This window comes from Winogradskyella sp. A2, assembly GCF_046762865.1.
In the GTDB taxonomy this organism is placed as follows: domain Bacteria; phylum Bacteroidota; class Bacteroidia; order Flavobacteriales; family Flavobacteriaceae; genus Winogradskyella.
In genome coordinates, this window is record NZ_JBKQXM010000006.1 from 215,233 (window position 1) to 230,696 (window position 15,464).

Below are 15,464 nucleotides of genomic sequence, written 5' to 3' on the forward strand. Positions count from 1 at the left end.
AATTGCGTTTTAACTAAAATAACAGCCCGAAAACGTTATAGTTAACAATTCTATATAATTAGACGGGTATACACTTTTTTAAGTTCTAATTTTTCCGTTTTTTTACGTGGTTTTTGAATAAAATCATGCTATGATTACAAACACGGAATTAGAGAATAAAGGGAATCAATTTCCTTCAAAAATAATAGGCTTCGAAAAAGATGTTGATAAATTATATTTTTCAACTGATAATGATGTCATTCTACAATTAACGGTAGTTAGAGACAGTCTTCTTAGATTTAGATATACAACAGTAGGTAATTTTGATAACGATTTTTCATATGCGATAACTAAATATGCGAGTATTGGGTATAACAAACTTGAAATTGAAGAAAGTGAAGATTGTTATATAGTAATCACATCAAAATTACGTTGTGAAATATCTAAAGAAAGTCTAAGGATTTCTTTATTTGATGTTAAAGATGGAGTTTTAATTAATCAGGATGAAATTGGATTTCATTGGGAGGAGAGTTACCAATATGGTGGTAATATTGTAAAAATGAGTAAAACGTCTAATGATGGCGAAAGTTATTATGGACTTGGAGATAAACCCAACCATTTAAATCTAAAAGGGAAGCGTTATGACAATTGGGTAACAGATTCTTATGCCTATGGCAAGGATACTGATCCTATATACAAAGCTATACCGTTTTATACAGGTCTTCACCATGATAAGGCTTATGGTATTTTCTTTGACAACTCTTTTAAAACTTCATTTGATTTTGCACAGGAAAGACGGAACGTCACAAGTTTTTGGGCTCAAGGTGGTGAAATGAATTATTACTTCTTTTATGGACCCAAAATGAATGATGTTGTTGAAAGTTATACTGATTTAACAGGTAAACCGCACCAATTACCTCCATTATGGGCACTTGGATTTCACCAATGTAAATGGAGCTATTATCCAGAAAGTAAAGTAAAAGAAATAACTTCAACATTTAGAAAACTTAAAATTCCTTGCGATGCAATTTATTTAGATATAGATTACATGGAAGGATTTCGTTGTTTCACTTGGAATAAGGAATATTTTCCTGACCCAAAAGGTATGGTGAAAGAGCTTAAAGCACAAGGTTTTAAGACGGTTGCTATTATAGATCCGGGAATCAAGATTGATAAGGAATATTCAGTATTTAAGGAAGCATTAGAAAAAGATTATTTCTGTAAACGGGCAGATGGTCCTTATATGAAAGGGAAAGTTTGGCCAGGAGAGTGTTATTTTCCTGATTTTACTAATCCAAAGGTTAGAGATTGGTGGTCTGGACTTTTTAAGGAATTAATTGAGGATATTGGAATTAAGGGTGTATGGAATGATATGAATGAGCCTGCTGTAATGGAGGTGCCTAATAAAACCTTCCCAGACGATGTTCGCCACGATTATGAAGGTAATCCTTGTAGCCACAGAAAAGCACATAATGTTTATGGGATGCAAATGGCTCGAGCAACCTATCAAGGCTTAAAAAAATATTCTTATCCTAAGCGACCATTTGTAATTACCAGAGCTGCATATTCTGGTACACAGCGATACACCTCTACATGGACTGGTGATAATGTGGCAACTTGGGAACATTTATGGATTGCCAATATACAGGTACAACGTTTAGCGATGTCTGGATTTTCATTTGCTGGTAGTGATATTGGAGGGTTTGCAGAACAACCACAAGGTGAACTGTTTACGCGTTGGATACAATTAGGTGTATTCCACCCATTTTTTAGAGTCCATTCTTCAGGAGATCATGGCGATCAAGAACCATGGGCATTTGATGAAGATGTTACGGATATTGTTAGAAAATTTATTGAAATAAGATACCAACTCTTACCATATTTATATACAGCATTTTGGAAATATACTGATCACGGTACACCAATTTTAAAATCTTTGGTGCTTTACGATCAAGATGATTTACAAACACATTACAGAACAGACGAATTTATTTTTGGTGAACAAATACTAGCATGCCCTATTTTAGAGCCAAATGCTAAGGGTCGTAGAATGTATATACCACATGGTAATTGGTACGATTACTGGACTGACGAAATTGTAAAAGGAGGTAAGGAAGTGTGGGTAGATTCAGATATTGATAGTATGCCAATATTTATAAAAGAAGGTGCAGTAATCCCTAAATATCCTATTCAGCAATACGTTGGTGAAAAGGAAATTGAAGAAATTACCTTAGATATTTATTATAAGAAAGGTAAGGAGATTAGTGAGCTTTATAGTGACGCTAATGATGGTTACGATTATACAAAGGGTAGATTTAGTCTTAGAACATTTAAACTTACAGGTAGAAGCAAAGAACTTATTATTAATCAACATAAGGAAGGTAAGTTCATAACACCATATGAAACCTTTAAAGTAAAAGTTCATGGTTTACCTTTTGAAATAGGTGAAATTCAGCTAGACAATGAAAAAATTCCTTTAAACCACCTTGTTTCAAATGGAACAAGTTCTTTTGTTGTTGACAAAAATTTCTCTGAGTTACATATTATTAGTAAATAATTTAGTGACCTATTCATATTATGTGGGTCTAATTGATAAATTCATTTTTGTAAATTAGTATTCATTATAAAAACCATTAGCTATGCGACTTAAAAAAATATTTCTTGCAATAGGCATAATTGCTGTAATTGTATCATGTGCAACCAATCCTTTTACTGGTAAAAAGACTATGGCACTCGTGTCAAATGACCAATTATTCCCTGCGGCATTTGCACAGTATAGTCAGGTATTAAATGAAAACAAAGTAATTACAGGTACTTCTGATTCGGATATGATCACTAGAGTTGGTCAAAGAATTGCTGTTGCTGCAGAGCGATGGTTAAATGCTAATGGATATCAAGGATATTTAGAAGATTACAAATGGGAGTACAAACTTATAGAGTCTGAACAGGTCAATGCTTGGTGTATGCCAGGAGGAAAAATTGCATTTTATACAGGGATTTTACCAATTGCTCAAAACGAAACAGGTGTTGCGGCAATAATGGGTCATGAGGTTGCTCATGCCTTAGCAAATCATGGACAGCAGAGAATGAGTTCAGGTATGCTTCAGCAAGCAGGAGGTGTAGCTGTTGCAGTTGCCACTGGAAATGAAAGTGCAGAAAAGCAACAAATGTGGATGCAAGCCTATGGCTTAGGAACTACAGTTGGTATGGTATTACCATTTAGCAGAGGACACGAGACTGAGGCTGATAAAATAGGACTTTATTTAATGGCTATAGCTGGTTATAATCCAGATGAAGCTGCAGAATTATGGAAACGTATGAAAGCAAACAGTGGTGGAGAAGCACCACCAGAGTTTTTGAGTACACACCCTAGCAATGATTCGAGAATTCAAAATTTAAAGGCTTTAGCACCAAAGGCTAAAGCTGAGGCTAGAAAATTTGGTGTAACATCATTTAGACCAATTAATTAAGATAGATATCATAATATTTGATTACATTAGAAGCTGTTCCTAGGAACAGCTTTTTTAATATACATTTATGAGCGACCTTAAGAAAGGAAGTAAAAAACTTCTTCATGCCTGGGCATTTTACGATTGGGCAAATTCAGTATATCCATTAGTAATTTCATCCGCTGTTTTCCCCATATTTTATGGTGCCTTAACAATTATTAAAGATGAAGAAACTGGTAAAATAATAGATGACACGGTTACCTTCCTTGGTTATGAATTTAATAATGATTCTCTAATAAGTTATGTCACAGCCTTTAGTTTTCTTATTGTTTCATTTTTATCACCTATTCTTTCTGGTATTTCTGATTATGTAGGTAATAAAGAATCATTCATGAAATTCTTTTGTTACCTAGGTGCAGTTTCTTGTATTGGGTTATATTGGTTTTCTTTAGAGAATATTGTTTTTGGTATGTTATGTTATGTTTTTGGCCTAGTGGGATTTTGGGGAAGTTTGGTTTTTTACAATTCATATCTACCAGATATAGCCTACCCAGAACAACAGGATAAAGTAAGCGCCAAAGGATTTTCCTTGGGATATATTGGCAGTGTTATCCTGTTACTTTTAAATCTTGTGATGATACTGAAATATGAATGGTTTGGTTTTGAAAGTGAAGGCCAACCAACACGTATAGCATTTATTTTAGTTGGATTCTGGTGGATATTATTTGCACAGTACACGTTTAAACATTTACCAACTGGAACTCATGAGGGGCACAAAGTAACTAAAACAGTATTAATGTCTGGTTTTAATGAATTAAAGAAAATTTGGGTTGCTTTAAAATCAAATAGAGTATTAAAACGATATTTATCTGCATTCTTCATTTACAGTATGGCAGTTCAAACTATAATGATTGCGGCTACATATTTTGCTGTTGAAGAATTAGATTGGGGAACACAAGATTCAACTACCGGTTTAATAATAAGTATTTTATTAATACAATTAATTGCTGTCGTTGGTGCTAATTATACCGCAAAATTGTCCAAAAAAATCGGCAATATTAAAGCCCTTATTTGGGTAATTTGTATTTGGATTCTCATATGTGGCTTTGCTTATTTTGTAACTACACCTACGCATTTTTATATTACTGCGGCTTCAGTAGGTCTTGTGATGGGAGGGATTCAAGCCTTGTCAAGATCAACTTATAGTAAATTGATACCACTTGGTACAGAAGATACTGCATCATATTTTAGTTTCTACGATGTTGCTGAGAAAATTGGAATAGTTATCGGAATGTTTTTATATGGCTTTGTAGCCAGTATAACTGGTAGTATGCGTTATTCCATTTTATTTTTAATAACATTTTTTGTTATTGGTTTAGCAATATTGAGCACCATTAAAAATGTTTATATAGTCGAAGAATAATTATACATAGAATTTATTTAGAAAAATATTCTTAATTTTATCATGCTATGATAAGGAGAATATTAATATTATTTTCGTTCATGTGGCTGTTTATGGCAATTACTTGTGATAACGAGCCTTATGAAGGGGATTTGATAGAAGAAATAGATCTTTGTGGACTTGCCATTCAAACTACTTTAGAAGCATCTGATGCTTTTAATACGGCATCCGATGAAGATTACAATTTACTTTGTCAAACCTATCAAGATGCATTGCAAGATCAAATTGAAATCTGTGGCGATCCAGCAGGAGAGTTACAGGCAATTATAGAAACACTTGGTGATTGCATACCAGATGGACCAAGCTCATGTGAATTGGCCATAATAGCTACAGAACTTGCTTTCCAAGAATTTTCAAATACATCCAATGATGACTATCAGAGTACATGCGAGAGTTATAAATTGGCACTTCAAGATCAAATTATTGTATGTGGTGATGACGGCACTTTACAAACTTTAATTGAAGAATTAGGTGATTGTGTTGTTAATGATTCAGAAGCATGTGATATGGCTATTGAGGCAACGGCAATGGCATTAGCGGAAGTTGAGGATGCTATCACAGTAGAATATGAAGCAGCTTGTGTAATTTATCGCGAAGCACTTCAAAACCAGATTAATGTTTGTGGAGATGATGGTACACTACAAGATCTAATTAATGATTTAGGCAACTGTGAACCTGAAATATTTAATCTTGTTGGTGATTGGAGACTTATAGTATGGCAATCTGATATACCTAGGGATATTGATAATGATGGAGTACAAACAAGTGATTATTTAACGGAGATTGATTGTTTTGAAAATGAAACAGCTTCATTTAATGATGATGGTACTGGTACATTGTTTTACAGAGAATCTATGGTGGTTGAGGTAAGCTCTCCGACTAATGACCCATCTGATCTTGAATATACCGTCGAATGTTTTGAGGATATCAGAAATTTTGATTTTACTTGGACCCAAGAAGGTGATTCCATTACTGTTACATTAGATAGTGATGGAACCGTATTGGATTTTTTTAGAAATGGAGATGTAATATTTATTGCTATGCGAGATTTTTTTGTAGCAACCAGTACAAGCTCTAATGTGGAGGATATTGTCCAAGACATAATTTGGGCATATGTACAATTCTAAACATAAAAAAACCACGACAATAAAATCGTGGTCTTCTTTTTTTGGTTGGAATTTATCTTAGTTGCTAATATCTCCAGAACCTGATACTTTAGTGTCTTTATTAGTAGGGTTACCACTATAAGAAATATCACCAGAACCTGAAACTCTTGCTTTTAATTTTCCGTTGCAAACCACACTGATATCACCTGAGCCTGAAACAGCAGCATTTACATTTGTGCTCTCAAGTCTACTACCATCAAAATCACCAGAACCAGCAACTTTTGTGTCTAGATCTCCAGTGTTTCCTTTTAAAACAATATCTCCTGAGCCTGCTAAACTACTGTCTGTAGATTCAGTTGATATATTTAACACAATATCACCTGAGCCAGCCAAAGCGACTTTGAAATCTTCTGCATTGATTGTGCCTTCATTCATAACATCTCCTGAACCTGCAAGTGAAACTTGTGAAATATCTTTATAAGGAATTGTAATTATTACGGTTTTTGTTGGTTTTAGATTTATACCATCCTTAACCTTTACAATAAGTTTATTGTCTTTTACCTCTGTTTTAATATAGTCCATTAGGTTTGAGTCACCTTTAATCGAGATTTCACCTTCAGAGCCAGGTACTAATATAAAATCCATTGGCCCAGCTGCTTTAATTCCGTCGTAAGAACTTGTTGATCTAGAGATCGTCGTTATTTCACCGTTACCTTTTACCTTTTTCCATTGTGCACACGATAGAGTAGTGCTCAGCAGTAGAGTAATTAATGCGATTGATTTTAATGGTTTCATAATTTAATTTTTAATTGGTTTATAATTTTTTAAATGTAACGCTACCGTATTCAGATTCTATTTTAACATTATTGCCAGAATTTTGTGTGCCATTATACCCACTATAATATTTCTCTGATCCATCAACAACTTTGTTAATGAAGTTAAAATCATCACTACCTCTTAAGGAAGCATATTCTAAATCTATATCAAAATCAAAGTTATATCCAGCGTCATAACCTATTGTTATACCCACGAAATCTGATTCAATCATTACGTTGTTGGCATTAGACGCTAGTCTTTCAATTTTAATTGCACCATAGTCTGCCTTTAAATTAGCGTTTTTAAATACAGTCCCAAGTCTAAGAGTTAGATAATCTGCATTACCTTCAATATTATTAACTTTATCAACTTTTAAAGATCCATAATCACAATTATATTTGATGTTTTCAGAAACTTCTATAATCGACTTGGAATAATCTGCATTAAGTTCAATATTCTTTGTTTTAGCAATAGTGAAACCGCTATAATCGGCTGAAATTTTACCACTATTTATATATTCGAAATAACTGTTGTTGGTGTAATCAAAATTTATGACGTTATTTTCTGCCATAAGTTCTTTGGTTGTAATTTTACCATAGTCGCAATTGATTTGAGCTCTTCCCTCTAATTTATCTATGTTAATTGATCCATAGTCATTATTGAGATTAACGTTATTTGTCATTGGTAATTTAACACGGTAGTTAATCTCAACTTTTAGTTTGTTATTACTTCCCCAATTCCACCAAGATTTATTTTTTTTACCAAATAGAGTTTCCGCTGCTACCCATTCGTTAGAAGCTGAAAATTTCACATCGATATCATTTAATCTATCTTCTACTTTTTCACTATTATTACCTGTAACTTTAATGGTAATATCAAATTCTATTCTATTTTCATTCCACGTCACTATATCAATATTTCCATAACTGTTATTGATTTTTAATGTTGCATCAGAATCGACATTGAAAGTTTTTTTGATTTGTTTTTCTTTTGTTGATTTCGCAACTTCCGGGCTTGTATTTCCCAATACTGTCATGGGTATTAATAGTAGCGCAAGTGCTAATTTAAATTGTATTAGTGTTCTCATCATTGTTGGATTTTAGTTGTTTTACATTTTCTATTTGTTCAAGAACAGTATTTAGGATATCAATTCTATTTTGAAAGTTTGAAATCATGGCATAAATAACACGTTGATCTTCATTACTCTCAGTCAGGTCAATTTTTAAATTTTGATATTCATCATCTAATAATTGAAGTTGTACTAACACATCGTCAATAATTTGCTCAGTTAATGGAGTTCGCTCCATATTCAATTTTTTGAGCTCATTATCAATAGTAGTGGTAAAGAAATCTTGTGTATTAGATAATTCTGGTGAAACACTCGCTAAATCCATAAGTTCTGGATCATTTGGTAGTGCTATAAATACACTAAGACAAATTATAATTGATGCTGCAATTGCCATCAATGGTTTCCAGTTTAGATTACGGACTGATTTTGTTTCAATTTCTACCTGCTTAGACGCATTTAACTTATCTAGAAATCGCTGTTGATGACCTAGTTTAGGCGATTTCATATCAAAATTGCCTTTTAACTCATCAAATAACTCATGTATTGGGTCGTTTTGCATAATTCTAATTTTTGTTAAACAGATTGCATCAATTTTTTTCTCAGACTTTCTTTTGCCCTTGAAATTAGTGTTCTGCAATTTGCGTAAGAAATGTTCATTATTTCACAAATTTCTTCATAATCATAACCTTCAATAAGATGTAGTGACAACCCTAAACTATAATTAGGTTTTAAGGATTTCATTGCCATCATAATTTCATTTACTTTCTGAGTGTTTTGATTAGTTTCTTCTATGCCAATGTTGTCTTCTACCTTATACATTACTGTATCTAAAGGAACTTCTTTTTGTCTTGATGATTTATTATAGTGTGCAATACTATTATTTACAACAATACGTTTTAACCATGCGCCAAAAAGTTTGGTGTCCTCAAGAGTTCTCAGTTTTGTAAATGCGGTTAAGAAAGACTCTTGCATTATATCCTCAGCTTTATAAGAATCTTTTATAATCCTTATTGCTGTATTATACATTGCCTTGTTATATCTGTTGTAAATTTCCAACTGTGCACGTTGGTTTCCAGATTGACACTGCAATAGTAACTGTTCGATATCTTGATTGGTTGATGTCAAAAAAACAATTGCTTTGGTATATAGATGAGACTATTCATTAAGTGTTACAGTTTAGCTAAAAAAAGTTTTAATTTTTATAAAGGTAATGGCACAACAATTGAAAATATAGAGTTGTGAATAACTTTGGATATCTTGTAACTACTTGATATTCAGCATAAAGTTAATTATTAATACATTTAATGAAATGCTATTCTTAATTTTTTAATGACAGAATGGCTTATAAATAATATGAAAAAATCTAATTTTTTAAGTCTTGACAGTTTGTCATTTCAGGATTTTGATGAAAATTCAGAATTAATTCCTTTAATGACACCTGAGGATGAGGAACTTATTAATAAAGAATCATTACCCGAATCTTTACCAATTTTACCCCTACGTAATACCGTATTGTTCCCTGGTGTTGTAATCCCTATTACTGCAGGACGCGATACTTCAATTAAGCTAATTAATGATGCCAACAAAGCAGGTAAGGTTATTGGTGTTGTTGCACAAAAGGATGAAGCCGTAGAAAATCCTTCAGCAAAAGATGTTTATAAAACAGGTACGGTAGCTAGGATTTTAAAAGTCCTTAAGATGCCAGATGGTAATACTACTGTAATAATTCAAGGTAAAAAACGATTTCAGATAACTGAAATAATAGCCGAGAAGCCCTACTTGTCAGCAACGATTTCAGATTTACCTCAAACCAAACCAGAGAATGATAATAAAGAATTTATTGCAATTATAGATTCTATTAAAGAATTGTCACTCGAAATAATTAAAGAAAGCCCAAATATCCCAACGGAAGCAACCTTTGCTATCAAAAATATAGAAAGTAGTTCGTTTTTAGTGAATTTTGTGTCTTCTAACATGAATCTCAAAGTAGAGGAAAAACAAAAATTACTTAAGATTAACGATCTAAAGGAACGTGCACTTGAAACATTGCGTTTCATGAATATTGAATATCAAAAGTTAGAACTTAAAAATGATATTCAAAGTAAGGTTCAAAGCGATATGAACCAACAACAGCGCGAATATTTCCTGCATCAGCAGCTTAAAACCATACAAGAAGAATTAGGTGGTGCTGCATCTTCAGGTCAGGAAATAGAAGAGATGAAGACGCGTGCCAAGAACAAAAAGTGGTATGATAATGTAAAAACGCACTTTGATAAGGAGTTGGCCAAAATGCATAGAATGAATCCTCAGGTAGCAGAGTATTCAATCCAAAGAAATTATTTAGATCTGTTTTTAGATTTACCTTGGAATGAGTTTAGCAAAGATCAATTTGATTTAAAACGAGCAAAACAAATTTTAGATCGAGATCATTTTGGCTTAGATGATGTTAAAAAACGTATTATTGAATACTTAGCAGTACTTAAGTTACGTAATGACATGAAATCACCGATTTTATGTCTATATGGACCTCCTGGAGTTGGTAAAACTTCTTTGGGTAAATCTATAGCTGAAGCATTGGGTAGAGAGTATGTTAGAATTTCGTTAGGTGGTTTGCGAGATGAAGCAGAGATTAGAGGTCATAGAAAGACATATATTGGTGCAATGCCAGGTAGAATTATTCAAAGCTTAAAAAAAGCTGGTACTTCAAATCCAGTATTTGTATTAGACGAGATAGATAAGTTGTCATCTGGTCATCAAGGAGATCCATCTTCTGCTATGTTGGAAGTTTTAGATCCAGAGCAAAATAGCGAGTTCTATGATAATTTCTTAGAAATGGGCTATGACCTCTCAAAAGTTATGTTCATTGCAACTTCTAATAGCCTAAATACGATTCAACCTGCATTGAGAGATAGAATGGAGATAATTAACGTTACTGGTTATACAATTGAAGAGAAAGTTGAAATCGCCAAGCGTCATCTTTTACCAAAGCAATTAAAAGAGCACGGATTAGACTCTAATTCATTAAAAATTGCAAAACCACAATTAGAAAAAATAGTTGAAGGTTATACAAGAGAATCTGGTGTTAGAGGACTTGAAAAGCAAATTGCAAAAATGGTACGCTATGCGGCAAAAAACATTGCAATGGAAGAGTCTTATGATGTAAAGGTTAAAAATGAAGATGTTATTGAAGTACTTGGTAGTCCAAGATTGGAGCGAGATAAATACGAAAACAATAATGTAGCTGGTGTTGTAACAGGACTAGCATGGACTAGAGTAGGTGGCGATATTTTGTTTATTGAATCAATTTTATCTAAGGGCAAGGGCAACCTAACAATAACGGGTAATTTGGGTAAGGTGATGAAAGAATCTGCAACAATAGCAATGGAATATATAAAGGCTAATGCAGATAAATTGAATGTTAATCCTGAAGTTTTTGACAAGTATAATGTACATATCCATGTACCTGAGGGCGCAACACCAAAGGATGGGCCTAGTGCAGGTGTTTCAATGTTAACTTCTTTAGTATCTTTGTATACCCAGCAAAAAGTAAAGAAAAGTTTAGCAATGACTGGTGAAATTACATTACGAGGTAAAGTATTACCAGTTGGAGGTATAAAAGAGAAAATATTAGCGGCTAAACGTGCCAGAATAAAAGAAATTTTGTTGTGCGAAGATAATAAACGCGATATTGATGAGATAAAGCCAGAATATTTAAAAGGTTTAACTTTTCATTATGTAAAGGAAATGAGCGATGTTATAGATATTGCCATAACTAATCAGAAGGTAAAAAATGCAAAAAAGTTGTAAACTTCATTTGGTATTATCATTCTTGATGCTAAATGCAATATTTTTATATGGCCAAGATGTAAAGTACAAAGATGTTGTTTTAGACGGGAAACCTGCCAAACTTAATGTTGAGACTGGTGAAATAATATTAGTCAAAGAAAAATCTTCAGAAACGAGTAAAAAAGTTGTAATTAAGATTAAGGATTCGATTACACAAGGTGAAGATTTTCCGGAGAACTATCATATTGTTGAACAAGGAGAAACCTTATTGGATATTTCTGAAAAATATAGTATTTCAATAAATGTATTGAAAGAAGCAAATGGTCTTGAAACTACGTTGGTACGCGCTGGTGAGAAAATTTGGGTTAGAAATTTAGATAAAAAAAACCCTCTAGCTATTAAATCTGTTTCAAAGAGCATTCATAATTTTAATTCAGATTTCCATACAGTAAAAAAAGGTGAAACCCTATACAGTATTGCAAGGCGATATGAAATTGAGTTAGCCACATTAAAAGAAGAGAATGAACTTACTTCATCCATTATTAATGTTGGGCAAAGACTTAAGATTAGAAATTTTGATCTTTCTAAGGATATAAATTCAACTAATGTTTGGGTGGTTAAGGAAGGAGATTCATTATATACTATAGCTTTTAAAACTGGCACTACTGTTAGTAAGCTTAAACGTATAAATGGTCTGCAAAGCGACATTATAAAAGTTGGCCAAAAACTAGTTCTAAAATAGAATTTCTTATATCCAAAAAATAAAAAATACATACTCTCGTTTTAAGATAGATTTAGTTATTTTGCAAAATCTATGATAAAAGGGATTATTAGCTCGTTTTTAATGCTTTTGGCATTGCCTTTATTTGGCCAATTGGGCGGTGAATCTACTTATCAATTTTTAAATTTAGTATCCTCTCCAAGACAAGCGGCATTAGGCGGTAAAATTATAACCAACTTTGATCATGATGTTACTGAAGCACTTTATAATCCTGCTTCTATTAATAGTGCAATGAGTAATCAGTTGGCCGTAAACTATTCCAGCTATTTAGGCGGCATAAGTTATGGTACAGCAGCATATGCTTATACTTGGGATAGACATGTTCAAACCTTTCATTTTGGAGTTACATATATAAATTATGGGAGTTTTGACGGTTATGACGTAAATGGTGTATCGACTGGAACGTTTAATGGTAACGAAGCGGCGATATCTTTAGGTTATAATTATAATGTTCCTTACACTGATTTTTATGTTGGTGCTAATCTCAAAATTATTACATCATTATTAGAACAATATAATTCTATTGGAGGTGCAGTAGATTTAGGTTTAATGTATATAAATGAAGATTTAGATTTTCATGCTGCCATAACTGTAAGAAATTTAGGAACTCAATTTACAACTTACGCTGGTCAAAATGAACCATTACCATTCGAAGTTAATTTTGGCATGTCCCAAACTTTAGAAAATGTGCCACTGCGTTGGCATCTTACTTTAGAAAACCTTCAAGAATGGCCAATTGGTATTTCTAATCCGGCAAGGGCAACAACAGATTTGGATGGTAATCAAACCCAAGAAGAGGTTAGTTTTTTCAATAATGCTCTAAGACATTTAATTTTAGGAGCAGAATTATTCCCTGAAGGCGGTTTTAATTTAAGATTAGGTTATAACTTTAGGAGATCTGAAGAATTAAGAATTGTTGATCAAAGAAATTTTTCTGGTATTTCGGTTGGAGTGGGTATAAAATTGAATAAAATGAGATTTAGCTACACGCATGCTAGATATACCAGTGCATCAAATACGAGTTTCTTTGGGTTACAGATAGATTTAGACTAATGGATAAAATAGTTATTGCCATAGACGGATACTCTTCTACAGGAAAGAGCACAATTGCTAAGCGATTGGCAAATCAGCTTAATTACATTTACGTTGATACAGGTGCAATGTATAGAGCTGTAACTTATTTTGCATTAAAGAACAACTTTATAAATAATAAAAAATTAGATTCTAAGGCACTTGTTAAAAGTTTAGATGAGATTCATATTTCATTTCAGTTTAATGATAAATTAGGATTTGCAGAAGTTTATCTCAATAATGAGAATATTGAGTCGGACATACGAACCTTAGAAGTATCAAGTTTTGTGAGCCCTGTTGCTACTCTTTCTGAAGTAAGGCGAAAATTAGTGGAACAACAGCAGTTGATGGGAGAAGGGAAAGGTATTGTTATGGATGGTAGAGATATAGGTACTGTTGTATTCCCAGATGCTGAACTTAAGATATTTATGACGGCCTCTGCAGAAACTAGAGCAAAAAGAAGATTTAAAGAATTGTTAGAACGAGGTCATAACTTAAGTTATGATGAGGTTTTGGAAAACGTAACTACTAGAGACAGAATCGACTCGACAAGAAAAGATTCGCCATTATTAAAAGCAGATGATGCCATAGAAATTGATAATTCTGATCTAACTATAGAAGAACAGGTAGAAACAATACTTATACTTGTAGAAAAGGCTATAAAAAAAAGGCCTTACTGAATAAGTAAGACCTTTTAATATTTTCAATAATTAAATTATAGATTCGGTATAATTAATTCTTGATCTGGATAAATCAAATCTGGATTTTTTAATATATCAGAATTAGCAGCGAAAATTTCCTTGTATTTCATTGCATCTCCGTAATAGTGCTTAGCAATTTTACCTAAAGTCTCCCCTGAAGCCACAGTATGCCTTGCATAAACTGTTTCGTCAGCAACTTTAATATCTGCCATAATATCACTTGGGCTATCACCACCTATTTCTTTGATTTTATCCCAAAGTAGATTTTTTTCGTATTGAGTTGATGCGGTACCCCAGACTTTAAGTCTACCATCAGATTCTTCAACTTTTCCGTCTTGAATATTTAATTGTTGTCCTAAGTCTAGTACATCTTGGTATTTTGCCTTTACCATAATTATAAGATTTTTATTTGTTAATAGTTCTGTAAATATATCAATTTAATTGCCAAAAAATAAGTTCTTTAGCACCAAATTGATGTTATACTTTTAAGACACAATAATTTAATTTTGGTCACATTTATTTAAGATTATTTTGACCAAAAAATAAAAATTGATAATTGTAAATTTTTTATAATTCGATTATATTTGAATTAATTCCAGCTATCAGAAAAATTGAGATTATGAAAAAGCCTATTTATTTATTATTCCTATTTATTTTTTTATTAACAGCTTGTTCTTTTGGTGACGATGATGGTACGCAAGATCCGCCTTTTCAAAGTACAATAAGACCTGAAATTTCAATTCAACTAGATGATATTTTAAATAGACCTCCAGGCTCTGATATTACTGATTTGGTTGTATTAGGTGATGACAATAGTGTTTCAGCATCAGATTTTACAATCGAATTACAGTTTGGACAAAGACTTATTTTAGATCAGCCTATGCTATTGGGCTTAAATGAAGGATTACTCTATTCAAGACTTTCTTTTTTTGAAGAAAACCCAAGTGATCCAGGTGTATTTGATGTCCCAGTAGATACTTTGGATTTATATGGATCTATGTTTAATAAATCTTTTGCGGATCCTGGATCTAATGATGCTGTTGAATTTCCTTTTGATAACGATAGAAGCTTATCTAGTTTTCTTGGTTTAGAAGTAATAGCAGACGATATTACAGAAGCAGTTGAATATAAATATGAAATTGAAGTAGCCATTTTAAATCCTGATGGTGTAACAGGCTACTATACCATTGATCCTAAAATTATAGTTAATCCAAGTAATTAAAAAATACCTTAGAACTTTTATT

At 32.6% G+C, this 15,464-nt stretch carries 14 protein-coding genes; 9 read left to right on the forward strand and 5 right to left on the reverse strand.

Annotated elements, in window-relative coordinates; all coding sequences use genetic code 11:
- The first annotated feature begins 130 nt into the window (after positions 1–130).
- From ACFWV9_RS13010 to ACFWV9_RS13025, 4 genes are all read left to right on the forward strand, one after another.
- Positions 131–2,536, forward strand: coding sequence for a glycoside hydrolase family 31 protein (locus ACFWV9_RS13010; RefSeq protein WP_411895663.1), 2,406 nt, complete (start codon positions 131–133; stop codon positions 2,534–2,536).
- A gap of 82 nt (positions 2,537–2,618) precedes the next feature.
- Positions 2,619–3,449, forward strand: coding sequence for a M48 family metallopeptidase (locus ACFWV9_RS13015; RefSeq protein ID WP_411895664.1), 831 nt, complete (start codon positions 2,619–2,621; stop codon positions 3,447–3,449).
- Positions 3,450–3,516: 67 nt separating this feature from the next.
- Entirely contained in the window at positions 3,517–4,851 is a 1,335-nt protein-coding gene (locus ACFWV9_RS13020; RefSeq protein WP_411895665.1) for an MFS transporter, read from the forward strand.
- Between the two features lie 47 nt (positions 4,852–4,898).
- Positions 4,899–6,017, forward strand: a complete 1,119-nt coding sequence (locus ACFWV9_RS13025) for a hypothetical protein (RefSeq protein ID WP_411895666.1) — start codon at positions 4,899–4,901, stop codon at positions 6,015–6,017.
- 57 nt (positions 6,018–6,074) lie between these two features.
- On the opposite strand, the gene ACFWV9_RS13030 is transcribed toward ACFWV9_RS13025, so the two are convergent.
- The 4 genes from ACFWV9_RS13030 to ACFWV9_RS13045 are packed head-to-tail and all read right to left on the reverse strand — an operon-like array spanning position 6,075 to position 9,006.
- Positions 6,075–6,791 carry a head GIN domain-containing protein gene (locus tag ACFWV9_RS13030; protein ID WP_411895667.1) on the reverse strand — a complete coding sequence of 239 codons (717 nt, stop codon included), beginning with the start codon at positions 6,789–6,791 and terminating at the stop codon, positions 6,075–6,077.
- A gap of 19 nt (positions 6,792–6,810) precedes the next feature.
- Complete coding sequence (locus ACFWV9_RS13035; RefSeq protein ID WP_411895668.1) at positions 6,811–7,899, reverse strand: hypothetical protein; 1,089 nt, start codon at positions 7,897–7,899, stop codon at positions 6,811–6,813.
- Positions 7,877–8,440, reverse strand: coding sequence for a hypothetical protein (locus tag ACFWV9_RS13040; RefSeq protein ID WP_411895669.1), 564 nt, complete (start codon positions 8,438–8,440; stop codon positions 7,877–7,879). Before ACFWV9_RS13040 ends, ACFWV9_RS13035 begins: the two co-directional genes overlap by 23 nt.
- 14 nt (positions 8,441–8,454) lie before the next feature.
- Positions 8,455–9,006, reverse strand: a complete 552-nt coding sequence (locus tag ACFWV9_RS13045; RefSeq protein WP_411895670.1) for an RNA polymerase sigma factor — start codon at positions 9,004–9,006, stop codon at positions 8,455–8,457.
- Between the two features lie 228 nt (positions 9,007–9,234).
- Here ACFWV9_RS13045 and lon point away from each other — a divergent pair, with 228 nt between their 5' ends.
- From lon to cmk, 4 genes are all read left to right on the forward strand, one after another.
- Positions 9,235–11,688, forward strand: coding sequence for an endopeptidase La (gene lon / locus ACFWV9_RS13050; RefSeq protein ID WP_411895671.1), 2,454 nt, complete (start codon positions 9,235–9,237; stop codon positions 11,686–11,688).
- Positions 11,672–12,409, forward strand: coding sequence for a LysM peptidoglycan-binding domain-containing protein (locus ACFWV9_RS13055; RefSeq protein ID WP_411895672.1), 738 nt, complete (start codon positions 11,672–11,674; stop codon positions 12,407–12,409). Before lon ends, ACFWV9_RS13055 begins: the two co-directional genes overlap by 17 nt.
- A gap of 72 nt (positions 12,410–12,481) precedes the next feature.
- Positions 12,482–13,501, forward strand: a complete 1,020-nt coding sequence (gene porQ, locus ACFWV9_RS13060; RefSeq protein ID WP_411895673.1) for a type IX secretion system protein PorQ — start codon at positions 12,482–12,484, stop codon at positions 13,499–13,501.
- Positions 13,501–14,199, forward strand: coding sequence for a (d)CMP kinase (cmk, locus tag ACFWV9_RS13065; protein ID WP_411895674.1), 699 nt, complete (start codon positions 13,501–13,503; stop codon positions 14,197–14,199). Before porQ ends, cmk begins: the two co-directional genes overlap by 1 nt.
- A gap of 35 nt (positions 14,200–14,234) precedes the next feature.
- Here cmk and ACFWV9_RS13070 read toward each other — a convergent pair whose 3' ends face one another.
- A complete protein-coding gene (locus ACFWV9_RS13070) occupies positions 14,235–14,612 on the reverse strand; it encodes a LysM peptidoglycan-binding domain-containing protein (RefSeq protein WP_411895675.1) in 378 nt (125 codons plus the stop codon).
- A gap of 227 nt (positions 14,613–14,839) precedes the next feature.
- Between ACFWV9_RS13070 and ACFWV9_RS13075 the strand changes: the two genes are divergently transcribed.
- The gene (locus tag ACFWV9_RS13075; protein WP_411895676.1) at positions 14,840–15,442 is read left to right on the forward strand and encodes a hypothetical protein; all 603 of its coding nucleotides are present in this window, start codon (positions 14,840–14,842) and stop codon (positions 15,440–15,442) included.
- Positions 15,443–15,464 lie beyond the last annotated feature (22 nt).